Source organism: Allobosea sp. Root381 (assembly GCF_001429395.1).
In the GTDB taxonomy this organism is placed as follows: domain Bacteria; phylum Pseudomonadota; class Alphaproteobacteria; order Rhizobiales; family Beijerinckiaceae; genus Allobosea.
Window position 1 is genome coordinate 293 of sequence record NZ_LMJT01000009.1, and the last position, 23,082, is coordinate 23,374.

Genomic DNA, 23,082 nt, shown 5'->3' on the forward strand with positions numbered 1-23,082 from the left:
CCGACCTCCATGTTCGAGGACGAGATCAGGCCGGAGATGTCCTTGGCGGCGGCGCTGGAGCGCTGCGCCAGCGTGCGCACCTCGGAGGCCACGACCGCGAAGCCCTTGCCGGCATCGCCAGCACGGGCCGCCTCGACGGCTGCGTTCAGCGCCAGCAGGTTGGTCTGGAAGGCGATGTCGTCGATCACCCGGATGATGTCGGAGATCTTGGTCGAGGCGCTCTCGATGCGCGCCATCGCCTCGACCGCCTGGCCGGCGATCTGCCCGCCCGACTGGGCCGCYTGCATCGCATCGTCGGCGATGGCGGCGGCCTCCTTCGAGGCCTGGGCCGAGGCCTTGACCGAGGCCGCGAGCTCCTCGGTGGTGGCGGCGGTCTCTTCCAGGGTCTGGAAGGCGATGTCGTCGATCACCCGGATGATGTCGGAGATCTTGGTCGAGGCGCTCTCGATGCGCGCCATCGCCTCGACCGCCTGGCCGGCGATCAGCCCGCCCGACTGCGCCGCCTGCATCGCATCGTCGGCGATGGCGGCGGCCTCCTTCGAGGCCTGGGCCGAGGCCTTGACCGAGGCCGCGAGCTCCTCGGTGGTGGCGGCGGTCTCTTCCAGGCTCGAGGCCTGCTCCTCGGTGCGCTTCGAGAGGTCGTCGGCACCCATGTTGATCTCGCGGGCGGCCAGCCCGACATCGGCCGAGGTCACCTGGATCGTGCGCACCGTCGCGGACAGCCGGTCGACGGTGTCGTTGATCGCGCCCTTCAGCTCGGCGAACTTGCCGCGATAGGCCGAATCCACCCGCACCGTCAGGTCGCCCCCGGCCATCGAGAGGTCGTCGGCACCCATGTTGATCTCGCGGGCGGCTAAGCCCACATCGGCCGAGGTCACCTGGATCGTGCGCACCGTCGAGGACAGCCGGTCGACCGTCTCGTTGATCGCGCCCTTCAGCTCGGCGAACTTGCCGCGATAGGCCGAATCCACCCGCACCGTCAGGTCGCCCCCGGCCACCGCCGACAGSGCCCGCGAGAACTCGTTCGTCGCCGAATCCACCACCGCNCTTGCCGCGATAGGCCGAATCCACCCGCACCGTCAGGTCGCCCCCGGCCACCGCCGACAGCGCCCGCGAGAACTCGTTCGTCGCCGAATCCACCACCGCGTTGATCTCGTTGATCCCCGCGACCAGATCGCCGAGCGGTCCGCCGACATCGCCGACGCGGGCCTGCCCGGAGAAGTCGCCGGCCTGGGCAGCCGCGACGATGGTCGCGACCTCGCCCAGCAGTTTCTGGACATTGGCGGCCTGCTGGCTGTCGGCCAGCATCGCCAGCTCGCGGTCGCGCCGGCTGGCGTCGAGCGCCAGCGCGTTCTCGCGATAGGCTTCGAGAGCGCCGCTCAGCGCGCCGATCTCGTCGGGAGAGGCGGTTTTCGGGATCGGCTGCGAGAAATCGCCGGCCTGCATCACGTCGAGCGCCGATTTCAGCGCGACGACCGGCCTGGTGATGCGGCGCTGGACACCGCGCCAGCTGACGACGCAGACGGTGAGCAGGGCCGCCAGCAGCGCGCCGATGACGGAAAGCCCGAGCCAGGCCCGGTCGAGCTTGGCCTGCGTCGTCTGCGCCATGTCGTCGAGCGACTGCTCGACCGCGGCGACGATCCCGGCGAAGGGGCCGTTGCATTGCTTGGTCCATTCCTCGGGCGAGATCACCGGGCCGGTGCCCGCGCCCAGGCGTCCGATCAGATCGTCCATGAAGCGGTTGGCAGCCTGGACCTCGGTCGACATCGCGCCGACCTTGCGCACCAGCTCGGCCCCGACGCCCGGGCGTGCAGCAAGCTGCTGGAGCTGGGAGACGCCGGCGCTGGACGCGCCGCGCAGCTCACCCATCGCACGCCACTGGCTGGGTTCAAGCGCCTTGCCGGAGCCCAGCGCCGGGCGCAGTACCGAGCACTGGGTCCCGTAGCTGGAGCGGACGCGCCAGCCTGCCGCCTTGAATGCCTGCAGGTCCGCAAGTACCGGGTCGGCCAGCCTGACCGCATTGGCGGTCGCGTTCGAAGCTTTCACCAGCGCGCCTTCGATGTCGCCGACGCCGTTGTACCAGGGCATGGTGGCGGCGAGGCTGCGCTGCGCCTTCGGCTTGGCAGCCTCGGCGTGGATGTCGGGGAGTTTTGCCTCGGTCGCCTTGTCCTGGCGCAGGATCGCCTCGGCCAGGGCGTCACGCTCGGCAAGATCGGTGGTCTTCAGCCGTGCCACGGCATTCGCCACCTCGCCGCGGTTCGCCTGCTCGATCCTCGCGACGACGGGCTTGGGATCGTCGAGCGCCTGGATCGCGGTCTGCGCCTGGCCGCGATTGCTCCGGATCAGGTTGCCGGTGAGCAGCAAGGCGCGATCGGCCTCGACGAGGTCGGCCAGGCGCATATTGGTGCGCACCTCGCCCCAGGATTGTGCGGCCAGATAGGTCAGCGCGCCGACCCCTGGAACGCAGAGGCAGGCCATGGTGGCGACGAGGTAATTCTTGATCGAGGCGGGGAAGAACTGCACAGGCACCATCCGGGTCAAGGCGGCGTCCGCGCGCCACATGATTGGATGCTGCGACGTTGCCGATTTATCCTGTCGCGGAGCTTGCGTCGCTATGATTAAGATTTTCTCTTTCCGGCGAGCGCGCTGCTGATATTTTCGGCATCGGAGAGTGCCTCAGGGGCAATGGCGCGACCCGGCGATGCCGCATGACGGGACGCGCGAGCAGCCAAAGGCTCACTGCAGCCGCTCCGCGTCTCGGGCGAGCGCGCGCCGCGGAGCGGCGAGCATCGCGGCGGTCGCAATCACGCAGCGCGACTTGCCGCCCGACTTGGCCTGGTAGAGCGCGTTGTCGGCGGCGCTCATCAGGCTTTCCATGTCGCTGCCGTGCTCGGGTGCGAGCGCGATCCCGACCGACACGCCGATCCGGAGTGTCGTGCGGTCGTCGAGGTCGTAGGGTTGCGAGATGTCGCGGACCAGACGTTCGCCGAACCGCTTCAGCTGGGCGCGTCCGACCTGGTCGGACAGCACGATGAATTCGTCGCCGCCGATCCGCGCCGCAAGGTCGCCCGTGCGGATCAAACGGCGCAGGCGCTCCGATACGAGCTGCAGGAGTTGGTCGCCGGCCATATGGCCATGCGTGTCGTTGACGGCCTTGAAGCCGTCGAGGTCGAGATAGATGAAGGCGAGGCTCGGCCCGTCCGCGGAGCGGGAGAGGCTTGCATCGAGCGCCTGGGCCAGCCCGGCGCGGTTCGACAAGCCGGTGAGCATGTCGTGCCTGGCCTGGAAAGCGTGGTCGCGCTCGGCTTGCATCGTCGTAACCAGCATGGCGTTGAGCCGGTAACCAGCCTTGGTCATGCTGTAGAGGTAGAACGGGATCTGCAGGAAGACGATCAGCATGATCGGCTCGCCCAGGAACGGTGCCGCGAAGCAGCAGGGGCCGAGCGTCATGAAGATCATCAGCCCGGCCATGCGCGGCGCGCCGAAATTGCGGAAGCAGATGCCCCCGACCATGGCTGCGGCGGAGAGGCAGGCCAGCGACGCGACCACCCAATCGCCGCTGGTCAGGCTGATGAAGGTGCCGAAGCCGACGCCCGCGGCCCATGCGACGCCAAGAAGGAGATAGAGATCGGTCGGGGTCGGCTCGTGCCGTGCGGCGCGGCGTTGGGCGATCAGCAGTACCACGAGGCGGGTGGCGCAGCAGACCACCTCGAAGACGCACCAAAGGATGAATGGCCAGGTCGGGATTCGCAGCGAGATCAGCAGCGACACCGCCACTGTGTTCGCCACGCCGCCGATGAAGATCGGAAGCGTGCCGTAGAGGCCGCCGACGAGCGCGACCCGGATCTCGGTAGGCACATCCGTCCCGGCATCCGCCAGCCAGCGGGTGAAGCGCCATCGCGGCAGGCTGAAACGCGGTGCCTCGCCTTTCATTTTCGGTGCAGTGTCCTCGTTCGCGCCGCCGCGGTCTCGAGGGGTTCTTAGAAAGGAAGTATTACGATTGGGTTGGTGCCGGCTGCGATCGTTGCGCGATCATGCGCGGCGTGCGCAATTCCTGGCTGGGCAATCCTGGCTGGGCAATCCTGGCCGGGGAAGTCTCAGCCCGTCTGGCGGTAGACCCAGACGCGGGCGGGTGGGATGTTGCGCAAAACCCAGTCCGAAACGAAGCTCTTCAGGCCGGAACCCTTGCGCGGCACGGGAGAGACCACCGAATAGGTAAACTGGATGAAGGGCGCGCCGTCGATCAGCAGGGTGAAGGCATCCTTTGCCAAGGCGGTCCGCATCACCGGGGGCTGGTTGAACAGGGGCAGGCTCGAGACGACCGCGATGGCCTTGTCCTGCAGATACCCGGCAAGGGTCGTCGACAACGCGTAGGCATCGCCCTCGACGATCGTGGCGCGCGGGAAGCGCTGCCGCAGCAGCTTGCAGAATTCCGGGCTGTATTCGACCAGGATCAGCCGGTCCTCGCTGATGCCACGCTCGATCAGCGCCTCGGTCACCGGCCCGGTGCCGGGGCCGATCTCGATGACGGGGCCGGGCAGCGCGGGGTCGACAAAGGATGCCATGCGCCGCGCCAGGGCCGGGCTCGACGGCGTGACCGAGCCGGTGCGGAGCGGGTCGTCGATCCAGGATTTGATGAAGCGCGCCTCGTCGCCGAGCTTGTTGCGAGCCTCGCTCACCCTGCTGCGCAGCTTCTCGGTCCTATTGCGGACCTCGTCCTGCACCTTGTAGCGCACGGCCGCGACCTTCAGCCGGGCTTCGGCGACGCTGTCGACCAGATCGGCGGCCGTGACCCGCACCTCGTCCTCGAGGCGCGAGGCGACGCGCGACTGCCCGAGGCGAGCGGCCAGCGATCGCCCCTGCGAGGGCCGGCGGTGGGACGTGGCTGACATGTTTCCCCTGACGGAAGGAGGCACGGCCATGGCGCCGTGCGAACGTTACCTGCGCGTCATATGGGGTCAAGAGTGCTCCTGAGCCAAGCCCTGATGCCGCCGCCTGTTGAGATTGCCGGGGGGCAACCCGCAGAAACCCGCCCGATCAGGGCGCCGCCTCCCTCCTTTCGGCCTTGAAGCCCTCCTCCACGGAGCTCGCATTCCCAACGCCGGGGGAACCGTCGCGACGGGCAAGCGTTCCCGGCAAGCCACGCCGCTAGGTGGCTCTTGGATGCAGCGCTGGAGTTGCGATTTGCATGACTGAGAGAGCGCGCTTCGCCCGCCGTTCGCGCATGCGCCGCTTCTTCGCGGCGGCGCTACCCTTCTGGCAGGGCAAGACGCGGCTCCGGGCCTGGGGGCTGACGATCGCGGTGCTTGTCTTCGTCGGCGCCCAACTCGGCGCCGCCGTCGGTGTCAATACCTGGAACCGGCTGTTCTTCGATGCGCTCGAAAAGCGCGATGCCGCCGCAGCCTGGGGCGCCGCGGGATGGCTGCCACTGTTGGTCGCTGCTTCCGCGCTGAGCCTCTCGGCTCTGGTGATCAGCCGCATGTTGCTTCAGATGCGGTGGCGCGAGTATCTGACGAACCGTCTCGCCGGCTGGTGGATCGCCGACCAGCGCTATTATCGGCTGCAATTCGTCGCCGAGGAGCAGGCGGCACCGGAATACCGCATCGCCGAGGATGTCCGCCTCGCGATCGAGCCCCTCGTCGAATTCGCGATCGGATTGATCAGCGCGGCCGTCACGGCTGCGACGTTCGCCGCGATCCTGTGGCATGTCGCCGGCTCCGCCCACTTCGTGCTGGCGGGCACCGAGATCGTGATCCCCAGCTACATGGCAATCTCCGCGATCGGTTATGCCGCACTGGCCTCGCTCGCCGCCTATCTGACGGGGCGGCCGCTGGTCGCGCGCATCGCCGCCAAGAACGAGACCGAGGCGCAGTTCAGAGCCGAGATGACGCGGCTGCGCGAGAATGCCGAGAGCATCGCGCTGATCCGCGGCGATGCGGACGAGCGCAGCTCCGTCGGCGAGAATTACCGCCGCGTCGTCGCCGCCTGGCTGCGGGTGATCAAGCAGCAGGGGGTCATCGCCCTGGTGCTCAACACAAATGGCGCTCTTTTCCCGATCGTGCCGCTGCTGCTGATCGCACCGAAATATCTCGCCGGCGAGGTGTCGCTAGGCGCGGTGATGCAGGTGGTGGCGGCGTTCAGCGCCGTGCAGGCCGCGCTGATCTGGTTCGTCGACAACGTCGTCCGCCTCGCCGAATGGTTCGCCTCGGTGACGCGCGTCGACGAATTGCAGGAGGCGCTCGAAGGCCTCGACATCGGCACCATCATGGCTGACGAGACGCGGGTCGAGCATACCGAGAGCGATGATGGTGCGATCCAGCTCAACGGGCTTTCGATCGCCCACAGCAATGGCCGGATCGTGATCGCGGACGCGACGGTGCTGATCGGCCTCGGCGAGAAGGTGCTGATCGTCGGCGAAAGCGGCACGGGCAAGAGCACGCTGATCCGCGCGCTTGCGGGTCTCTGGCCCTGGGGCTCGGGCTCTATCGCGATGCCGCGCGGCAAGACGGTCGCCTTCGTCCCGCAGAAACCCTATCTGCCGATGGGCAACCTGCGCAGCGTGCTGCTCTATCCGGAAGCGGCCACGCCGGTGCCCGACGAAACCATCGTCGCAGCCCTCAAACGATGCGGCCTGGGCTATCTCGCCAAGCGGCTCGACGACGAGGACAAATGGGACCGCATCCTGTCGGGTGGCGAGCGCCAGCGCGTCGCCTTCGCGCGGCTTCTCATCCATCGGCCCGATATCATCATCATGGACGAGGCCACGTCGGCGCTCGACGAGGACAGCCAGACCGCGCTGCTCTCCCTGTTCGAAAGCGATCTCGCCCATGCGACGGTCATCAGCGTCGGCCATCGCCCCGGCCTCGAGGATTTCCACGACCGCAAGATCACGCTGGAGAAGCACCTCGCCGGCGCTCACTTAACCTCGCGGCGGCTCGGCAAATCGCTCTGGCGTCTGTTCAAGACCCGAACAGCGGCCAATGACGAAGCCGCCTGAACCGATGCGCTCTCGCCGATGTGATCGCGCGGTTCTCGCGCCACGTCGGAACCCGCCCGGCCTCGCGGCGTTTCTCTCCTGAAGCCGGGCGATCCTTGTCCGGCCAAGGCGTCGGGAGAGACAGATGTTGAATAACAGCCTTGCCCCCATCAAGCGCGCCGGCCTGTTCTTCGGCTTCATGGGGGCGGCAGTCTTCGCCCTGACCCTGGGAGCCGGCCTTCAGGAAACCAATTCCGACAGTTCGTCTGCCGTCGCGCAGGCAAAGATCGAACGTCAGCTGCCTACGGATGCGCGTTTCGCCGCTGTCGATCCCTCGCAGCGCTCGGACGACGTCGCCAAGCGCGCCATCGGCGGCTCGCAGCAGGCGATGCTGTCTAACGCGAACCGCGCGGTCCTGCGCTGAGGCGGTCCTGCGCTGAGGCGGCCGGGTTAAACCGGTGCCTTCGCTTCGGCGGCCCGGCACGCGGAACCTTTCGCTGCCTCGTGCATTGAGCAAGCGGTGCAACTCGCGCGCCCTACTCTAAAGCCGCCCTTGGGCGGCTTGTTTTTTGGCGGGCGGGCCATCGACTAGGCGGCCAGAACGCGCCGGGGAGGATCGATGCGTCTGCGCATCCGGCATTCAACGACCTACCGCTATGCTGTGCCGGTGATGTTTGGGCCGCATCGGCTGATGCTGCGCCCACGCGACAGCTTCGACCTTCGCGTGCTCGACACGGCGCTTTCGATCTCGCCCACGGCGCAGTTGCGCTGGATGCACGACGCCTATGGCAACTCGGTCGCCGTCGCGCATTTCGATGCCCCGGCCGATACGCTCGACATCATCAGCGAACTCGTTATCGAGCGTTTCGATTCGGCGCTCCCCAACACCGAGATCAAGTCCGCCGCGGGGATCACCGGAGTGGTCTACAGCGCGGGGGAACAGGCCGTGCTGCAGCCCTATCTCTGTCTGGCAGCCGCGGACCCCGATGGCGTTCTCGACCAGTGGCTCGCCGACTTCCGGGCCCGCATCGGGCAGGGGAGCGGCCATCTGCTGCGGGACCTCGCCCATGCGCTCCATGCCGGGCTGGGCTATGCCGTTCGCTACGACGAGGGCACGCAGCACCCTGTCGACACGCTGGGCCTGCGCGCAGGGTCCTGCCGCGACTATGCCTGGCTGTTCATCGAGCTCGCCCGGCGCATGGGCTTCGCGGCCCGCTTCGTCACCGGTTATATCCATGACCGCACCCCCGACGCTGCGGGGCTGATCTCCACGGTCGGTCTCACCCATGCCTGGGCCGAGGTTTTCATCCCGGGGGATGGCTGGGTCGAATTCGACCCGACCAATGACCTCGTCGCCGATCGGCAGCTCCTGAGGGTCGCCGTTGCCCGCGTTCCCGAGGATGCGTCACCGGTCGCGGGAAGCTTCACGGGGCCGGACGGCTCGTTCCTCGGCCTCGGCGTCGGCGTGACGATCGAGCCGGTCGAAGCTCCACCGGGCGACCGAGGCTGATTTCAGGCCTTGTGCCTGACATGCCAGCTGCCGAGCCTGTGCCCCACGGCGCGCTCGGCCTGGACCGCCTCGATCTGCGCGACGAGGCCGGCGAACAGTCTGGGAGGCTCGCTCGGCACGATATCGCGATCCGCCTCGAGCGCGACCTCGAGCGTGGCTTCGTCGATGTCGCGGACAATGATCGTGATGCTGACGCCCGGCGACTCCCGCAGCACGCGCGAGGCGACGTCGACGACCAGGAAGCCGAGCGGGATGATCCGGTCTACCGAGAGTGTGGCGGCTGTGTCGAGCCGGCTCGAAACCCACTGGTCGCGGCGACGCAGGAGATTGGCGATCATCGTGACCACGTCTTCGATGAACAGATCCACGCGCACCGGCTGCATCTCGCCATCGGCCAGCGTGAAGCGGTAGGCGGCGGAAAGGACATGGACGCGGCATTCCGCATCGGCCAGTGCCAGCCGCGCATCGTCGCGATAGTCGCGCTTGGTGAGCCCGATATAGCTCTGCACCACCTGGAGGCTGTTCTTCACACGGTGATGCAGTTCGCGCACGAGGAAGCGGTTGTCGTCGAGCGCGGTCTGGAGCCGCCGCCGGCGCACCTCCTGCTCGTCGACCATCGTATTGAAGGCCTCGGCGACGCTGCGCATGTCGGACGGCATCTCGTCGGCGATGACCGCTCGGGCCCCGCTCCGGTTTGATGGCGCCCGCGCCGCGGTCTCGATGCCGCGCAGCCAGCGCACGCAGTGCCTGTCGATCGCGCGCAGATAGACGACGCCGAGCAGGAGCAGGGTGAGCAGGGGGGCGAGGAGCAGTGCGAGAAACTGCATCCGGGCCGCGCGCTCGGGCCCGTCGTCGAAACTGGCGATGACGTAGAAATCGGGCGTGGTGATCAGGCGTGCCGCATAGGTCCGCGACTTGCCGGCGCGGCTCTCCGCTTCCCAGCGCTCCGAATTGGCCGGAACGACCTCATGGGCGGGGAGCCAGGACGCATCGCTGCCGTTCTGGTCGCGATGCGCCACGACGGCGGCGCCGCTGGAGACCAAGGCGACATTCATCCCGTCATTGCTGCTGTCGAGCTCGAAGACCTGGTCCAGCAAGCCCGGATCGACAAGCAGGAGCCCTTCCTGCAGCCCATCGCCGCCCCGGAAATGGATGGCGAGATGGTCGCGCCCGCCCACCCGGACATAGTCGTAGCGCGTTCCTGGAAGACGTGACCCCGGCGAGGTGATGGATTGCGGCAAGGCCGCGAGCTGTCCCGAGGCCGCGGCGAGCTCGGTGTCGGTGACGCTCGAATCCAGCGAGGCGGAGCAGACCCTGCCGTCCGAAAGCACGATCCGGAACGCGCGGTAGCCCGGTATCCGATTCAGCATCTCGCGCGCGGGCGCCCGGCAGGTCTCGCCGTTCAGGCCGGTGCTGGCGATCATGGAGCCGGCCGAAATCAGGGCGCGCAATGCGCCGCGACTCCAGACGCGCACGCGCACGGCGAAATCGTCCGCCGTGCGCGCCTGTGCGATCTCGATCGCGGTGACCACGGTCTGGTAGGTGGTGATGGCTGCGAGCGCGGTCAGGCCGGCGATCGGCAATGCGATCGCTACGAGCAGAGCCAGAAGGCGCGCCCGTACCGTGCTGAAGCGCGTGAGCCGCATTACGTCCCGGCGACTTCGGAGGCGACCTTTTGGATGGCGGCCGCGCTGTGGCGGTCCGGCCCGAGATCGTCGAGGCTCCCGATCGAAAGAAGCTCGGCCAGCTTCGTGCGGGCCCGGTTGACGCGGCTCTTGATGGTGCCGATGGCGACCCCGCAGATCTCGGCGGTCTCCTCATAAGAGAGGCCGGTGGCGCCGACCATGATCAGCACTTCGCGCTGTTCCTCGGGAAGCTTCGCTAAAGCCTTGCGGAAGTCGGCCAGATCGAGATGGCTCTCCTGATTGCCATGGGTCGCCATGCGCTCGGCATAGGTGCCCTCGCTGTCCTGCACCTCGCGGCCGCGCTTGCGATAGAGCGAGTAGTAGGTATTGCGCAGGATGGTGAAGAGCCAGGCGCGCAGGCTCGTGCCGGGCTCGAACTTCTCGGAGTTCCCCCACGCCTTCAGCAAGGTGTCCTGAACCAGGTCGTCGGCCAGCTGCATAGATCCCGAAAGGGACGCTGCGAACGCCCTCAGATTCGGAATTTCCTTGATCAGGCCGTCCTTGAAGTCAGTTGCGCTCATCGTTCGACGCTCCGGCAGCACGATGTTCGGTTGCCTCGAGCTGGGCGAGCAGCACCAGAAACTTGTCTGGCACGGGTGAATTCACGATGTCATCGTAATGTGCCCTCAGCGATCGCCCGATCGACTCCTGCACTTTTGGGTCGAGGGTTACCTCGCCGTCTGGATCCCCCCCTGCATCTGTCGCGGCCATCGCTAAATCCACATTGTTCATGTCAGCCCTCGCGCCGGTGCTCCGGCCGGCTTTTCCAGCCGATCCGGACGTCTTCCATTCCAGCCGGAATGCCTCGCGATGGGCGATACCGACACTCGTACTCCCTATCAACGGCAGTTTCGTCAAAAGGTTCCGGCTGTCGCGAAAAATAAATTGCTTGTCAGCAAGCCGCTGCAGGTGCTCATTTTCGGCACATTTTGAAAGGATATATTCGATGTCCATCGCCAAGGAAATCGCGCCGCATCTGCCCTATTTGCGGCGATTTGCACGCGCCTTGACCGGGACGCAGAACAGCGGCGACGCCTATGTCGTTGCCATGCTGGAAGCACTGGTGCTCGACCCAAGCGCGTTCCCGCGCGACCTCAATCCCCGCCTCGCCTTGTACCGCATCTTCCTGAAGCTGTGGTCTTCAGTCGCCATCAACACCGTGGAGCCGGGCGCCGGCGTCTCGCTGAGCCGTTCCCCCGCCGAACGCAATCTCGAGGCGCTGACGCCGCTTCCGCGGCAGGCCTTCCTGCTGCGCACGGTCGAGGGGTTCACGATCGACGAGGTCGCCGCGATCATCGAGGTGTCCGCGGCCGATGCTGCCGGGCTCATCCAGGCGGCGGGCCAGGAGATCGCCGAACAGGTCGCGACCGATGTCCTGATCATCGAGGACGAGCCGATCATCGCTCTCGATATCGAGACGATGGTGGAGGAGCTCGGCCATACCGTGACCGGCGTCGCGCGGACCCAGCGCGAGGCGATCGCCCTCGTCGCCAGGAAGCGCCCGGGCCTCGTTCTCGCGGATATCCAGCTCGCCGATGGCAGCTCGGGCCTCGATGCGGTCAACGAGATCCTCACCAGCATCGATGTTCCGGTGATCTTTATCACCGCCTATCCGGAGCGGCTGCTCACCGGGGATCGTCCGGAACCGGCCTTCCTCATCACCAAGCCGTTCCAGCCCGAGGCCGTGAAGGCCGCGATCAGCCAGGCGCTGTTCTTCGACCGGCGTGCCGGTCGCAAGGCCGCCTGAGTCGGCCGGGATCGGCGGCTTTTCGGCTTCCTGCCGCGGGCGGCTCTGCGCCCGGCCCGCGGCGATTCCGGCGTTGGAGAGGCGGAACAAGCAGCCGTACCCCGCGTTTCAGCGGCTGGTTCGGAGTCGAGTTGAGGTTCGTCATATGGGGAGGTGTGATCATGGCCATGACCTGCATTGCCGCATCCGTCGCCGCGACCTCGATTGGTGGAGCGCTGTTCAGCGGCGTCATAACGCCAGGCGCCTTGATTTCCGAGCTCCTGTCGCTCGCGCTGGCGGGCGCCACCGCGATCGCAGTGGCCAGCGCTTCGGCTCTTGACAGCTGATCTCCGGAAAAGCAGCCGCTCGGCGGCCCGGTACCGCTCCTGTGCCGCCGTCCTGCTTGGATTCCTGATGTCCACCCCGTCCGAAGGATGGGCGCAGCCGCAGGCCGAGCAGTCGGGCCTGCCGCCCCGCCGCCCAGCGGATCTGCCCGCCCCTCCTCCGACCGTTCCGGAGGCGCCGAAGCCGGCGCCTGCCGATCAGCCGGCCGCGGAGGCTGCCCGCCCGGCCGATCCGGCCTGTCTAGCCGCCCTGACGGCCGCCCATGGCAGCGGCGTGCGCGCGGCGGAGAACCCGGCGGCGCAGGACGCTGCCTGCGTCGTGGCCGAGCCTGTGGTCGTCGAGGCGATGACCGTTCGCACGAATGGCGGTTCGCGAAAGATCGCGCTGCAGCCGCCGCCGACGCTCAGCTGCGCCACGGCGACGGTGGTCGCCCACTGGCTCGAAACCAGCGTGGCGCCGCTGGCGCAGGGGCATTTCGCGCGCGAACTGACCGCGCTGAGGGTCGGTGGCGGCCACGAATGCAGGCGTCGCAACCGATCGGCAAACGGCCCGCAGAGCGAGCACGCCACCGGCAGCGCACTTGACATTTTCGCCTTCGTACTCGGCGAAGCAAAGGCGAATGGGGGCAAGCCCAGCGAAGGCAAGGCTAACGAAGCGAAGACCGGCGAAGGCAAGCCGGAGGCGACCAAGCCCGAGGGGGCCAAGGCTGACGCGACGGTCGTGGTCGCGAAGCCGGAAGGCGCTACCCATGAACGCTTCCTCGCGGCGGTGCGCCAATCGGCCTGCGGGGCCTTCGCGACGAGCCTCGGTCCTGGCTCCGATGCCGCCCATGCCGACCATCTTCATGTCGACATCCGCATGCGTCGCGCGGCGTCGAGCCGATTCTGTCAATGAGGGACGGCGCGGTAGAAGCTATTTAGAGCGTTATCCTTGAGAATGCTGGTTTTCCCGTAACCGCGCGTCAGCCCGGCTTGCCCCGGGACAGTGCCTTTCCGCAAACGCTAGCGCGCCCTACGGGCCGGCGACGAGTTCGCCACCCTGCTGCGCTGGCGCTGCGGTCGCCTCCACCTCCTGTGTGGAAGGCTTCTCCCCGCGCCTGACCGACATCACCCCGAGAGCCTGGTCGCGTTCGAGGCCGGATTCGATCAACTCCTCCAGCTCCCAGAAGGGCGTGGGGCAAGCTGGGTCGCCGCTGCCGGGCAGCAGGGGGATGAGGTTGGCGGCCCGGTTCTGGCTCACGATCATCGGCTTTCCGAATGCGATAGTGACGCGACAACGCGATAAACGTTAACTAGTTCCAGCTTGCGCGGAACTGTGGTGGCGCTGCGGCGTTGATGGTCATTTTTCATGTCAGGAGCTCGCAATGATTATTCGGCATTCCCGGCCATTCCATGCTGCTGTTGTCGCGGTGGCGGGCCTCCTGGTTTCGAGCATTCCTTCATTTGCACAGTCGGGGCCTCCGGCCGGCCGCCTCACCTGTAATGTCGGGAGCGGTCTCGGCCTCGTCGTGACCTCGAAACGGCCGATGAACTGCACCTTCACGCCGCGGCGTGGGCCGGCGCAGCGCTATGTCGGCGTTGTCCGCAATTTCGGGATCGATCTCGGCACCATTCGCAGCACCACGATGTCGTGGCGCGTGTTCGGTCCCTACGCCCGCGCGCCACTGGGGGCGCTTTCGGGCGTCTATGGCGGCGCGACGGCCGGAGCCTCGGCGGGGGTCGGAGGCAGCGCGAACCTGCTGCTGGGGGGCAACAACAACGAGGTCACCTTGCAGCCGCTGTCCCTGCAGGGGGCCCGCGGCGTGAATGTCGCGCTGGGTGTCACCGGCCTCGAACTGTCCCTCGTGCGCCCCGGCAGGCGGCGCTGACAGGAGCGCGACGCCTGGAGCCTGGCTTACCATTCGCTAACCTTGTCGGGACAAATTAAGTCGAATTCGACGAAAGAAGACAGTGGTTCTGATATGATTGGGGAACAACGCCAACCCTGTCCAGTTGTCCGGATCACAGTGTTAGAAGCGTAAAGTAGGAAAGGCGGCGAGACACAATGTCTGATATCCGCGTCCTGATTGTCGAAGATGATCCGTTCATCGCCATGGACATCGAATTCGCCGTCGCCGACCAGCTTGGCGAAGAGGCGGAACTGATCGTCGTCGGATCCGTCAGCCAGGCCCGTCGCGCGTCGGCGATGAAGCTGTCCTGCGCCCTGCTCGACATCGATGTCGAGGGTGGCAAGACCTTTGACGTGGCGGCGAGGTTGCTTGCGAGCGGCACTCCTTTCGCATTCGTGTCCGGGTCCTCGCCGGGCGAGGTGCCTGAGGCGCTGCGCAGGGTGCGTTTCCTGCGCAAGCCGTTCTCCACCCATGAGATCGCAAGCTTCATCTCCGGCGTCGTGGCCGAGCAGGCGCGCCCCGCCGTCGGCTGAGCGCTGGCCCGGCGCCCACCAACTTTCCCGTCATTGCTTCGCTGCGCTCGCAATGACGGTCTGCTCAATCAAAGACGCTAGCCGAACGGCTTGTAAGGGCTCGCGCAGCTCTCGCGGTTTATCAGCGCCTGAGGACCATCCGGTTGCCCCAGGGGTCGGCGATGGCCGGGCCTTGCTCGGTCTCGGTGCCGTGGCCTGCGAGGATGCGCTGCCTCATCGCGTCGAAATCCGCAGCCTCGCGGGCGATCAGTTCGAAGCTGTCGAGCCCCGCTTCCCCCGGCTGCCGCGCACCGGCTCCCCGGCTGCTCCAGATATTCCCGCTGATATGGTGGTGATAGCCGCCGCTGGCGAGGAAGCTCGCGCCGGGATAGCGCACCATCAGATCGAAGCCGAGCTTGTCGGCGTAGAAGCGTTCCGCCTCGGCGGTGTCGCCGACGCGCAGATGGATATGGCCCATCCGGGTGCCGTTCGGCATGCCGCCATAGGCGCCGGGCCGGGCCTCTGCCAGCAGCGCGTCGAGATCGAGCCGCTCGGTCGCCATCTGGATCACCCCGTCGCGGCGCGGCCACTCGGCACGCGGGCGATCGCGATAGATCTCGATGCCGTTCCCTTCCGGATCGGAGAGATAGAGGGCCTCGCTGACGAGATGGTCGGACGCGCCCTCGATCGGGACGCGAGACACGGCGGCATGGGCCAGCCAGTCGGCGAGATCGACTCGCGACGGCAGCAGGATCGCCAGGTGGAAAAGGCCGGCCGGCGATGTCGGTCGCGTCGCGCCCGTCTTGAGCCGCACCAGCACCTCGCCATCGATCCCGAGCATTGCGCTGTCCGTGCTCTGCTCGATCACAGATAGCCCAATACTGTCGCGGTAGAAGGCGATCAGCCGGGGAAGATCGTGAACCCGAAGCGTCACCGCGCCGATATGGAAAGGCGCATCGAGCGCTTCCAGCGAGACGCGTGTGGCGGTTTGGTGGTCATGGCCCGCAGGCATGGCAATCTCCGTTCGATCGCGGCGCCTAGCCGCTCCCGCAAGAGATGGGCGCCTTCGTCCCGCTTGTCTCCCCCGCCGCTCGCAAGGTGACGATTGCAGCGTCGCAATCGCGATGCTCAGAGCCGGGCAGGGTTCGGACGGTCGAGGGCGAAATGTCGGAACCAGGGAGCCTCCGCCCCGCCGATCATGGCTCCGATCAGGCGCGAAGCCAGGAAGCTGAAGGTGATGCCGTTGCCGCCATAGCCATAGGCGGCGAGCATGCGCGGGAAGCCCGGCACGGCCCCGATAAGCGGCAATCCGTCGACCGTCTGCCCGAAGGCGCCGGACCAGGCATGGCCGAGCGTGGGCTCCGCACCCGGAACCAGCGCACGCAGCTTGCCGAGCAGGGCCTGGATCTTCGCCGGGCCCATTGCCTCGCGCCGCTCCGGATCGTCCGTTTCCTCGTCCTCGCCGCCGATGATGATGCGGCCATCGGTCGTGGTGCGGCAGTAGACGTAATCCTCCGATGCCTCCCAGATGAGGGCCGGGCCCGGCCAGAGCGCGGATGGCGGCTGCGGCAGGGTGGCGATCGCCCAGCTCGAAGCGACACGATGTAACGCGCTGCTCACGCCATCGGGCATGACGTAGCCGGTGGCGAGCACGAGATGACCGGCCTCGATCGTCCGCCCGCCCGAGAGTAGCACGGCCGCGCTCCTGGACGTCGCGTCGAAGGAGATGGCCTCGTCGCGGATCAGCCGCGCCCCGCGCCGGGTGGCGACGCCCAGCAGCGCATGGCAGAGGCAGAGTGGGTCGGCCTCGGCGGAGCCGGGCGAGACGATGGCTGCCGCCCGGTCGAGGCCGAAGGCGCCGAGCAGTGCCGCATGCGGAAGGAGTGTGCCCGGCAGCCCGGCCTTCCTGCGGAGCTCATATTCGTCCTGCAATTCGCGCGGACCGACCTCGCCGGCGGCGAGATAGACCGTGTCCCGCGCCAGGAATGCGCAGCCCAGCTCCAACGTCGCGACCCGCTCCCGCAGCCCTGCGACCGCCTGGAAGCTGCGGCGATAGACATCGGCCGCCTTCTCGAAACCATAGAGCGCCGCGAGCCGGCGCAGCGGCAGGTCGAGCTCCCATTGCAGCATGGCGGTGCTGGCCGCCGTGCTGCCAAAGCCCTCGCGCTCGCGGTCGACCACCACCACGTCATGCCCGAGCGCGGTCAGATGCTCGGCGGCGAGCGCGCCGGTGATACCACCGCCGACGATGACGACGTCGCAGCGGATGTCGCGGTCGAGCCCTTGGCTCGCCGGCCGCGGCGGGCCCGCAAGCCAGGGACTGCGGCCGCTGCGCAGATCATCCTGGCGGGTGCTTTCCGGATCGAGCATGGTCGGGAAGGGCTCCTATCCGGCGGCCGGAGGGCCGATCTTGTCGGCCATGGTGGCGCCGCGGCTGCCGAGCGGCCTGGGCCGGCCGGTTGTCGTGTCATGCGCGGTCTGGTGCTCGAGCTCGGCGTTCAGCTCGGCGCCGCCGAGTACGATCATCGCCGACAGCCAGAGCCAGGTCATGAAGACGACGACGGTTGCGAGCGACCCGTAGGTTGCCGTGTAGTTGCCGAGCGTCCCGACATACCAGGAAAAAGCCCAGGAGGCGGTGGCCCAGAGCAGCGCGGCCGCGAGCGCGCCCGGCATCACCCAGACAAAGCGGGCCCGCTCGCGGCTCGGCCCGATCCAGTACAGGCAGGCGATGGAGAGGGTGGCGAAGACGTAGAAGGCCGGCCAGCGCACGATGCGCAGCAGGCGTTCGAGCTCGGTGGCGAAGGGGAACAACGCCGTGACCACCGGCACGCTCGCGATGACCACGAGGGCAACCACGAGCAGCACGACGCCGCTCAGCGTGGTCATCAGCGAGATGATGTTCAGCCAGACGAAGCTGCGCTTCTCCTGCTCGCGATAGATGATGTTCAGCGCATCGAAGAGCGCCTTGACCGCGGCGTTCGCCGACCACACGGCGACGAGCAGGCTGACCGTGAAGGTCAGCGACAGGGTGACGGCCGGCTGCAGCGCAAGCCGCATCGCCTGTTCATGGATCAGGTCGCGCGCCGCTGCGGGCAGCACGGTGGTCACCGCATCGAGCTGCCCGGCGATCGTCGCCGGATCGGTGAAGAAGCGATAGAGCGTGACCAGCAGCGAGAGCGCCGGCACCAGGGACAAGAGCGTGAAGAAGGCCACGGCGCCGGCGAGCGAGCTCAGCCGGTTGTCGGCGACATTGCCGCCGAAGCGCAGCAGCACGTCCTTCCAGCCAAGCCAGGGCATCTGCAGCGGCGTCCGGGCGAGACGGCCCCGCGCGGCTTGGTGCTTCTGGCGGGAACGGCGCGAGCCGACCAGCTCCGTGACATACCCGAGCGCGAGTCCCACGCCGGCCGCGCCAGTGATCCGTTTCAGGAGGGACATTCAGGACCGTCTCCGCTGCCGCGCCCAGCTTCGTCATGGCAACGCTCCGAAGCAACCGCAGGTCGCCGCGAAATGTTCCCGCAGCGGGGCCCGTTCCGGCCGCAGTTAGTCGATCATTAACCTTAATGCTTTCTTATCAAAGGCATGCGCGCCGTCTCTCGCGGCGTGATGACCGGTTCCTTTGACGCGTAGAGGCGTGACGGCGATGCATCCCAAGGCGAGTATGACGGGCCTGGCCTTTCTCTGCGGTGCCCTCTGCGGCATCGGAACTGCCGCCGCGGCGGACATGCCGGCTCACGGACTGCTGCCGCCGGCTCCGCCGCTGCCTGCCCTCTATTCCTGGACCGGGGCCTATCTCGGCGTGCAGGCCGGCTATTCCTGGGGGCAGGAGCGGACGCGCTTCTCCGACACCTTCGGGCGTGCCGTCAGCGGCGCCCGCTTCCGCCACGGGGCGGACACGGCGCTCGGCGGTGCCCAGGCCGGCTTCAACTATCAGGTCGGCAGCATCGTGCTGGGCGTCGAGGGTGATGTCGAGGCACTCGATGCCAGCGAGACCATGGTCGCCCCGGGTATCTCGGCCCGGGTCAGGCGCGACTGGCAGGCCTCGCTGCGTGGGCGCGTCGGCTTCGCCATGGACCGCTTCATGATCTATGCGACCGGCGGCGCCGCCTTCACCGATTTCGACTATCGTGTCCTCGATCCGGCGACCGGGCTGGCGGCCAATACCAGCCGCTCGAAGACCGGCTGGGCGGCCGGGCTCGGCGTCAACTTCGCCTACACCGACAACCTGATCCTCGGCGCCGAGTACCGCTACACCGATTTCGGCAAGGTCGGCCATGCCTTCGGCGGCCCATTCCAGGGGCTGAGCGTGCATCACGAGGCGGATACGCACGCCTTGCGCGCGAGCGTCGCCTACAAGTTCTGATCGCGCGTCAGAACCCCGTGCGCTGCCGGATCGCGGCGGCGAGCGTGCCGTCGTCGAGATAGTCGAGTTCACCACCGACCGGCACGCCATGGGCGAGCTTCGTCACCTTGAGCGGCAGATGCGCGAGCAGCTCGGTGATGAAATGCGCGGTGGTCTGGCCATCGACGGTCGCGCTGAGTGCCAGGATGACCTCCTTCACCGCCGGATCGGAGGCTCGCTTGACCAGTTGGTCGAAGGAGAGGTGCTCCGGCCGGACACCGTCGAGCGCGGAAAGCACGCCACCGAGCACGTGATAGCGGCCCGGAACGGCTCCCGACCGCTCCAGCGCCCAGAGGTCCCCGATATCGGCGACGACCACGATCAGCCCGTCCTCGCGGCGCGGGTCGCGGCAGAGCGAGCAGGGGTCGCTGGTGTCGACATTGCCACAGCTCGAACAGACGACGATGCGCTCCTTCGCCACCGCCATCGCTTCGGCCAGCGGCCCGAGCAGGGCCTCGCGTTTCTTGACGAGATGCAGTGCCGCGCGCCTCGCCGAACGCGGCCCGAGGCCCGGCAGCTTGGACAACAGCTGGATCAGCCGCTCGATCTCGGGGCCGGCGATGGCGCGGGACATGGACCTGACCTGTCATTCCGGGGCGGCCGCAGGCCGAACCCGGAACCCACGACCGGGCGCCCCGTACGGGCGAATTTATTAGAAGGGCCTCGGCACCAGGTCGTGGGTTCCGGGTTCTTCGCTCCGCGAAGCCCCGGAATGACATGGTGAGTTCAAAACAGCTTCATGCCGGGCGGGATCGGCAGGCCTTTGGTGATCTCGGCCATGCGCTCCTGCATCACGCGGTCGGCGCGGGTGCGGGCGTCGCTGCTGGCGGCGACGATGAGGTCCTCGAGGATCTCGCGCTCGTCGGCCACCATCAGCGACGAGTCGATCTTCACCGCCTTGAGCACGCCCTTGGCCGTCATCGTCACGGTGACCATGCCGCCGCCGGCCGCGCCCTCGACCTCGATCGTGTCGAGCTCGGCCTGCACATCGGCCATCTTCTGCTGCATGTCCTGTGCCTGCTTCATCAGGCCCATGATGTCGCGCATGGCGTTTCGTCTCCCTTGAGAATCTCAGAAATCGATGCCGTCGAAATCCGGCTCGGCATCGTCGAACAGCGGCTCGCCGTCGGGCAGGTACTCGTCCGCCGCCGGAAGCTCCGCCGCATTCGCCGCCGCGGCGACCGCGCGCGGGTCGCGGACATCGACGATGCGGGCGCCGGGAAAGCGCTCGAGCACCGCCTTGACCGCAGGATGCGCCGCCGCGTCGTTCTCGCGTTGGTCCTTCGCCGCCACGGCCTGCTCGCGCATGGTCGCGCCGCCTTCGGCGTTGACCACCGCGACCATCCAGGTCTGGCCCGTCCATTCCTTGAGGCGGCGCGAGAGGTCTTGCGCCAGCGTGCGGGAGGCGCCCTCGACGAGCGAAAACTCGATCCGCCCCTGCTCGAAGCGTACGGGCCGGATATCGCGCTCGAGCGCGATCTTCAACGTGATGTCGCGATTCTGCGAGGCGAGCGCGACCACGTCTTCCAGCGAGGCGACGATCGCGGCCGGGGCCGCGACCGCGCGCGCGACCGGCGCGGGCATCGGATTGGCGCTGGCGAGGATCGGCCGCGCGGCAAGCGCGGTGTTGCCGCCGCCCGAGGGCGGGCGCGGCATGGCGGACGGAGCGCCCTGGCCCGAAGGCACGGCGCCCGAGCCGTCGCGCAGCATCCGCAGCGCCTCGTCCGGAGTCGGCAGGTCGGCGGCATGGGCGAGGCGCACCAGCACCATCTCGGCGGCCATGATCGGCCGGTCGGCCTGCTTCACCTCGCCCAGCCCCTTGAGCAGTATCTGCCAGGTGCGGGCGAGGATGCGGATCGACAGGCGCTGGGCGAAGTCGCCGCCGCGGACGCGCTCGGCCTGGGCGAGGCTGTTGTCCTTGACCGCATCGGGCACGAGCTTGAGCCGTGTCACCAGATGGGTGAACTCGGCGAGATCGGTCAGCACCACGGTTGGGTCGGCGCCGGCGTCGTACTGCGCCCTGAGCTCGCCCAGCGCCGCGGCGATGTCGCCCTTCATCACGCTTTCGAACAGGTCGATGACGCGGGCCCGGTCGGCAAGGCCGAGCATCGAGCGCACATCCTCGAGCGTGATCGTGCCGGCGGCATGGGCGATGGCCTGGTCGAGGATCGAGAGCGAGTCGCGCACCGAGCCCTCGGCGGCGCGGGCGACGGCGGCCAGCGCCTCCTCCTCGGCCGAGACGTCCTCGGCCGCGCAGATCCGCGAGAGATGCTCGACCAGCAGGCTCGCATCGACCCGGCGCAGGTCGAAGCGCTGGCAGCGCGACAGCACCGTCACCGGCACCTTGCGGATCTCGGTGGTCGCGAAGATGAAGCGCGCATGCGGCGGCGGCTCCTCCAGCGTCTTCAGGAAGGCGTTGAAGGCGCCGGTCGAGAGCATATGCACCTCGTCGACGATATAGACCTTGTAGCGGGCCGAGACGGGCGCGTAGCGCACGGCGTCGTTGATCTGGCGGATATTGTCGACGCCGTTGTTCGAGGCGGCGTCGATCTCCTGCACGTCGATATGCCGGCCCTCGATGATCTCGCGGCAATGTACGCCGAACTCACGCAGGTCGGTGGTCGGCCCGCCGCCGCCATCCGGCGTCTGGTAGTTCAGGGCGCGGGCGAGGATGCGGGCGGTCGTGGTCTTGCCGACGCCGCGGACGCCGGTCAGCATCCAGGCCTGCGGGATGCGCCCGGCCGCAAAGGCATTGGTGAGGGTCCGCACCATCGCATCCTGGCCGATCAGGTCGCCGAAATGCGCGGGGCGGTATTTGCGTGCCAGCACGCGATAGGGCGAGGCGGCGTTCGACGCGGGCGCGGCAGAGGGCGCGGGGGCCGGATCGAAACCGGCGAAACCCGGTTCGTCGGCCGGGGGCGCTGCGTGCGTGTCGTCGCTCATCGGTCTGGTTTGGCGTTTCGTCGCGCGGGGGTCAACGGCCGATTTCCGGGCCGCGACACCGCTTGGCGGAGGCCGCTGCACTTCGGCGGCAAGGCCGCGCCCGTTGCCCGAGCGCGAAAATCAAGGGCGCAAAGGTGGGAGGCTGGACGAAGACCCGTTCGGTCTCGTTAGGGCTGCTTCCTTCCGGACCTGACCCGGTTGGCGAGTGAGACGTCCCTCGCCAACCTCCCGGCCGCTATATCGGTGATAAGAAGTTCGAGCGCAAGCGCGGCGCCGCGGGCGGGATAGCAAAATCGACGCGCAGCTTCGTCGCAGGCGCTGCTTCGGCATTGACTTGAAGCGGGTCATCCGCCATAAGCCCGCGACTTGCGCAGCCCTCGGGGCGGCGCGGAACCTTATCGCATGACAGGCTCGGTCGGCCACGCTTCCCACGGAAGCCACGGCGGACGCGCTGACAAAGGCCCCGGAGACGGACCGTGAAGAGAACCTACCAACCCAGCAAGCTGGTTCGCAAGCGCCGCCACGGCTACCGCGCTCGCATGGCGACCAAGGGTGGCCGCAAGGTCATCGCCGCCCGTCGCGCGCACGGCCGCAAGCGCCTGTCGGCCTGAGCTAAAGGCGCGTGACACTTGCGCGCCTGTTCCGGAAGACTGGCCAATCGCCATGCGCCTCGCCCGTCTGACGCAACGCAAGGAATTTTTGGCGGCGGCCGATAAAGGCCGCCGTTTTCGTTCGCCTGCCTTTACGGCGCAGGTGCGCGACACCACGCCCGAAGAAGAGCGGGGCGGCCTTCGGCTGGGGCTGACCGCCTCCCGCAAGACCGGCAACGCCGTGAAGCGCAATCGCATCCGTCGCCGCCTGCGCGCCGCCGCCGCGCAGGCCCTGCGCGACCAGGCCGCCAGGCCCTGCGACATCGTGATCGTTGCCCGCCCCGAGGTGCTGGGCGCAGATTTTCAGGCGCTCGTGGCCGATCTTTCCATTGCCATCGACCGGGCGAGGCCTCAAAAGCCGCGCGGGGCATCCTCTGCCGACCGGCGCCGCCCGCGCGACAAGCGCGTGGCGCCGACGCCTGCCTGACCTGTTGCGCCCAGAACCTGC

General features: G+C 67.8%; 24 protein-coding genes and 1 other RNA gene. 11 read left to right on the forward strand and 14 right to left on the reverse strand.

Features of this window, described 5'->3' with window-relative positions; all coding sequences use genetic code 11:
* The 3 genes from ASE63_RS27715 to ASE63_RS09475 all read right to left on the reverse strand — a co-directional run.
* Positions 1–1,046 (reverse strand): methyl-accepting chemotaxis protein (locus ASE63_RS27715; RefSeq protein ID WP_244491353.1); only part of this gene is annotated, 1,046 nt, incomplete at both ends.
* A gap of 1,690 nt (positions 1,047–2,736) precedes the next feature.
* Positions 2,737–3,933, reverse strand: a complete 1,197-nt coding sequence (locus ASE63_RS09470; protein WP_056800126.1) for a GGDEF domain-containing protein — start codon at positions 3,931–3,933, stop codon at positions 2,737–2,739.
* A gap of 164 nt (positions 3,934–4,097) precedes the next feature.
* Positions 4,098–4,892 carry an rRNA adenine N-6-methyltransferase family protein gene (locus ASE63_RS09475; RefSeq protein ID WP_156410280.1) on the reverse strand — a complete coding sequence of 265 codons (795 nt, stop codon included), beginning with the start codon at positions 4,890–4,892 and terminating at the stop codon, positions 4,098–4,100.
* Between the two features lie 296 nt (positions 4,893–5,188).
* Here ASE63_RS09475 and ASE63_RS09480 point away from each other — a divergent pair, with 296 nt between their 5' ends.
* From ASE63_RS09480 to ASE63_RS09490, 3 genes are all read left to right on the forward strand, one after another.
* Positions 5,189–6,997: an ABC transporter ATP-binding protein/permease gene (locus ASE63_RS09480; protein WP_082609794.1), complete on the forward strand. Its 1,809-nt coding sequence runs from the start codon at positions 5,189–5,191 to the stop codon at positions 6,995–6,997.
* A gap of 124 nt (positions 6,998–7,121) precedes the next feature.
* Entirely contained in the window at positions 7,122–7,400 is a 279-nt protein-coding gene (locus ASE63_RS09485; RefSeq protein ID WP_056800131.1) for a hypothetical protein, read from the forward strand.
* 195 nt (positions 7,401–7,595) lie between these two features.
* On the forward strand, positions 7,596–8,486 hold the full coding sequence (locus tag ASE63_RS09490; protein WP_056800134.1) for a transglutaminase family protein: 891 nt from the start codon (positions 7,596–7,598) through the stop codon (positions 8,484–8,486).
* 2 nt (positions 8,487–8,488) lie between these two features.
* On the opposite strand, the gene ASE63_RS09495 is transcribed toward ASE63_RS09490, so the two are convergent.
* Genes ASE63_RS09495 through ASE63_RS28320 form a run of 3 tightly spaced genes read right to left on the reverse strand, consistent with a single transcriptional unit; the run spans position 8,489 to position 11,125 of the window.
* On the reverse strand, positions 8,489–10,132 hold the full coding sequence (locus tag ASE63_RS09495; protein WP_056800135.1) for a sensor histidine kinase: 1,644 nt from the start codon (positions 10,130–10,132) through the stop codon (positions 8,489–8,491).
* Positions 10,132–10,692: a sigma-70 family RNA polymerase sigma factor gene (locus ASE63_RS09500; protein WP_056800139.1), complete on the reverse strand. Its 561-nt coding sequence runs from the start codon at positions 10,690–10,692 to the stop codon at positions 10,132–10,134. Before ASE63_RS09500 ends, ASE63_RS09495 begins: the two co-directional genes overlap by 1 nt.
* The gene (locus ASE63_RS28320) at positions 10,679–11,125 is read right to left on the reverse strand and encodes a NepR family anti-sigma factor (protein ID WP_244491354.1); all 447 of its coding nucleotides are present in this window, start codon (positions 11,123–11,125) and stop codon (positions 10,679–10,681) included. Before ASE63_RS28320 ends, ASE63_RS09500 begins: the two co-directional genes overlap by 14 nt.
* On the opposite strand from ASE63_RS28320, the gene ASE63_RS09505 reads away from it, so the two are divergent.
* The 3 genes from ASE63_RS09505 (at position 11,118) to ASE63_RS09510 (ending at position 13,136) form a co-directional block, all read left to right on the forward strand.
* Entirely contained in the window at positions 11,118–11,918 is an 801-nt protein-coding gene (locus tag ASE63_RS09505) for a response regulator (RefSeq protein WP_056800141.1), read from the forward strand. The genes ASE63_RS28320 and ASE63_RS09505 overlap by 8 nt on opposite strands.
* Positions 11,919–12,079: 161 nt before the next feature.
* Complete coding sequence (locus ASE63_RS27170) at positions 12,080–12,244, forward strand: hypothetical protein (RefSeq protein WP_156410281.1); 165 nt, start codon at positions 12,080–12,082, stop codon at positions 12,242–12,244.
* Between the two features lie 67 nt (positions 12,245–12,311).
* Positions 12,312–13,136 (forward strand): extensin family protein, encoded by an 825-nt coding sequence (locus tag ASE63_RS09510; RefSeq protein WP_056800143.1) that lies wholly within the window; start codon positions 12,312–12,314, stop codon positions 13,134–13,136.
* 117 nt (positions 13,137–13,253) lie between these two features.
* On the opposite strand, the gene ASE63_RS09515 is transcribed toward ASE63_RS09510, so the two are convergent.
* Positions 13,254–13,487: a hypothetical protein gene (locus tag ASE63_RS09515; protein WP_056800146.1), complete on the reverse strand. Its 234-nt coding sequence runs from the start codon at positions 13,485–13,487 to the stop codon at positions 13,254–13,256.
* 118 nt (positions 13,488–13,605) lie between these two features.
* On the opposite strand from ASE63_RS09515, the gene ASE63_RS09520 reads away from it, so the two are divergent.
* Both ASE63_RS09520 and ASE63_RS09525 read left to right on the forward strand, forming a co-directional pair.
* The gene (locus ASE63_RS09520) at positions 13,606–14,109 is read left to right on the forward strand and encodes a DUF992 domain-containing protein (protein WP_082609796.1); all 504 of its coding nucleotides are present in this window, start codon (positions 13,606–13,608) and stop codon (positions 14,107–14,109) included.
* A 224-nt stretch (positions 14,110–14,333) separates the two neighbouring features.
* On the forward strand, positions 14,334–14,663 hold the full coding sequence (locus ASE63_RS09525) for a hypothetical protein (RefSeq protein ID WP_156410282.1): 330 nt from the start codon (positions 14,334–14,336) through the stop codon (positions 14,661–14,663).
* A gap of 121 nt (positions 14,664–14,784) precedes the next feature.
* Here ASE63_RS09525 and ASE63_RS09530 read toward each other — a convergent pair whose 3' ends face one another.
* The 3 genes from ASE63_RS09530 to ASE63_RS09540 form a co-directional block, all read right to left on the reverse strand.
* Positions 14,785–15,654: a VOC family protein gene (locus ASE63_RS09530; protein ID WP_056800156.1), complete on the reverse strand. Its 870-nt coding sequence runs from the start codon at positions 15,652–15,654 to the stop codon at positions 14,785–14,787.
* Between the two features lie 116 nt (positions 15,655–15,770).
* A complete protein-coding gene (locus tag ASE63_RS09535) occupies positions 15,771–17,012 on the reverse strand; it encodes an FAD-dependent oxidoreductase (RefSeq protein WP_056800159.1) in 1,242 nt (413 codons plus the stop codon).
* A 15-nt stretch (positions 17,013–17,027) separates the two neighbouring features.
* The gene (locus ASE63_RS09540; RefSeq protein WP_056800162.1) at positions 17,028–18,077 is read right to left on the reverse strand and encodes a YihY/virulence factor BrkB family protein; all 1,050 of its coding nucleotides are present in this window, start codon (positions 18,075–18,077) and stop codon (positions 17,028–17,030) included.
* A 286-nt stretch (positions 18,078–18,363) separates the two neighbouring features.
* Here ASE63_RS09540 and ASE63_RS09545 point away from each other — a divergent pair, with 286 nt between their 5' ends.
* Positions 18,364–19,002 (forward strand): outer membrane protein, encoded by a 639-nt coding sequence (locus ASE63_RS09545; protein WP_162261742.1) that lies wholly within the window; start codon positions 18,364–18,366, stop codon positions 19,000–19,002.
* A gap of 7 nt (positions 19,003–19,009) precedes the next feature.
* Here the strand turns inward: ASE63_RS09545 and recR are convergent, their stop codons facing one another.
* From recR to ffs, 4 genes are all read right to left on the reverse strand, one after another.
* Positions 19,010–19,615: a recombination mediator RecR gene (gene recR, locus ASE63_RS09550; RefSeq protein WP_056800167.1), complete on the reverse strand. Its 606-nt coding sequence runs from the start codon at positions 19,613–19,615 to the stop codon at positions 19,010–19,012.
* Between the two features lie 152 nt (positions 19,616–19,767).
* Positions 19,768–20,088 (reverse strand): YbaB/EbfC family nucleoid-associated protein, encoded by a 321-nt coding sequence (locus tag ASE63_RS09555; protein ID WP_056800170.1) that lies wholly within the window; start codon positions 20,086–20,088, stop codon positions 19,768–19,770.
* 24 nt (positions 20,089–20,112) lie between these two features.
* Positions 20,113–21,984 carry a DNA polymerase III subunit gamma/tau gene (locus ASE63_RS09560; RefSeq protein ID WP_056800173.1) on the reverse strand — a complete coding sequence of 624 codons (1,872 nt, stop codon included), beginning with the start codon at positions 21,982–21,984 and terminating at the stop codon, positions 20,113–20,115.
* Between the two features lie 133 nt (positions 21,985–22,117).
* Positions 22,118–22,214, reverse strand: an RNA gene (gene ffs / locus ASE63_RS26480) — signal recognition particle sRNA small type.
* 246 nt (positions 22,215–22,460) lie between these two features.
* Here ffs and rpmH point away from each other — a divergent pair.
* Positions 22,461–22,595: a 50S ribosomal protein L34 gene (gene rpmH / locus ASE63_RS26485; RefSeq protein WP_038364779.1), complete on the forward strand. Its 135-nt coding sequence runs from the start codon at positions 22,461–22,463 to the stop codon at positions 22,593–22,595.
* 52 nt (positions 22,596–22,647) lie between these two features.
* Positions 22,648–23,061, forward strand: a complete 414-nt coding sequence (gene rnpA, locus ASE63_RS09565) for a ribonuclease P protein component (RefSeq protein ID WP_056800177.1) — start codon at positions 22,648–22,650, stop codon at positions 23,059–23,061.
* Positions 23,062–23,082 lie beyond the last annotated feature (21 nt).

Bases quoted from the DNA above. Each gene is read 5' to 3' on its own strand.
- ASE63_RS09545 (WP_162261742.1), top strand. From the start codon at position 18,364: ATGCCGGCTCACGGACTGCTGCCGCCGGCTCCGCCGCTGCCTGCCCTC.
- ASE63_RS09475 (WP_156410280.1), bottom strand. From the start codon at position 4,892: ATGTCAGCCACGTCCCACCGCCGGCCCTCGCAGGGGCGATCGCTGGCC.
- recR (WP_056800167.1), bottom strand. From the start codon at position 19,615: ATGTCCCGCGCCATCGCCGGCCCCGAGATCGAGCGGCTGATCCAGCTG.
- ASE63_RS09505 (WP_056800141.1), top strand. From the start codon at position 11,118: ATGTCCATCGCCAAGGAAATCGCGCCGCATCTGCCCTATTTGCGGCGA.
- ASE63_RS09530 (WP_056800156.1), bottom strand. From the start codon at position 15,654: ATGCCTGCGGGCCATGACCACCAAACCGCCACACGCGTCTCGCTGGAA.
- ASE63_RS09555 (WP_056800170.1), bottom strand. From the start codon at position 20,088: ATGCGCGACATCATGGGCCTGATGAAGCAGGCACAGGACATGCAGCAG.
- ASE63_RS09485 (WP_056800131.1), top strand. From the start codon at position 7,122: ATGTTGAATAACAGCCTTGCCCCCATCAAGCGCGCCGGCCTGTTCTTC.
- rnpA (WP_056800177.1), top strand. From the start codon at position 22,648: ATGCGCCTCGCCCGTCTGACGCAACGCAAGGAATTTTTGGCGGCGGCC.
- ASE63_RS09560 (WP_056800173.1), bottom strand. From the start codon at position 21,984: ATGAGCGACGACACGCACGCAGCGCCCCCGGCCGACGAACCGGGTTTC.
- ASE63_RS09515 (WP_056800146.1), bottom strand. From the start codon at position 13,487: ATGATCGTGAGCCAGAACCGGGCCGCCAACCTCATCCCCCTGCTGCCC.
- ASE63_RS09490 (WP_056800134.1), top strand. From the start codon at position 7,596: ATGCGTCTGCGCATCCGGCATTCAACGACCTACCGCTATGCTGTGCCG.
- ASE63_RS09510 (WP_056800143.1), top strand. From the start codon at position 12,312: ATGTCCACCCCGTCCGAAGGATGGGCGCAGCCGCAGGCCGAGCAGTCG.
- ASE63_RS09535 (WP_056800159.1), bottom strand. From the start codon at position 17,012: ATGCTCGATCCGGAAAGCACCCGCCAGGATGATCTGCGCAGCGGCCGC.
- ASE63_RS09480 (WP_082609794.1), top strand. From the start codon at position 5,189: ATGACTGAGAGAGCGCGCTTCGCCCGCCGTTCGCGCATGCGCCGCTTC.
- ASE63_RS27170 (WP_156410281.1), top strand. From the start codon at position 12,080: ATGGCCATGACCTGCATTGCCGCATCCGTCGCCGCGACCTCGATTGGT.
- ASE63_RS09470 (WP_056800126.1), bottom strand. From the start codon at position 3,933: ATGAAAGGCGAGGCACCGCGTTTCAGCCTGCCGCGATGGCGCTTCACC.
- ASE63_RS09525 (WP_156410282.1), top strand. From the start codon at position 14,334: ATGGACATCGAATTCGCCGTCGCCGACCAGCTTGGCGAAGAGGCGGAA.
- ASE63_RS09540 (WP_056800162.1), bottom strand. From the start codon at position 18,077: ATGTCCCTCCTGAAACGGATCACTGGCGCGGCCGGCGTGGGACTCGCG.
- ASE63_RS28320 (WP_244491354.1), bottom strand. From the start codon at position 11,125: ATGGACATCGAATATATCCTTTCAAAATGTGCCGAAAATGAGCACCTG.
- ASE63_RS09500 (WP_056800139.1), bottom strand. From the start codon at position 10,692: ATGAGCGCAACTGACTTCAAGGACGGCCTGATCAAGGAAATTCCGAAT.
- ASE63_RS09520 (WP_082609796.1), top strand. From the start codon at position 13,606: ATGATTATTCGGCATTCCCGGCCATTCCATGCTGCTGTTGTCGCGGTG.
- ASE63_RS09495 (WP_056800135.1), bottom strand. From the start codon at position 10,132: ATGCGGCTCACGCGCTTCAGCACGGTACGGGCGCGCCTTCTGGCTCTG.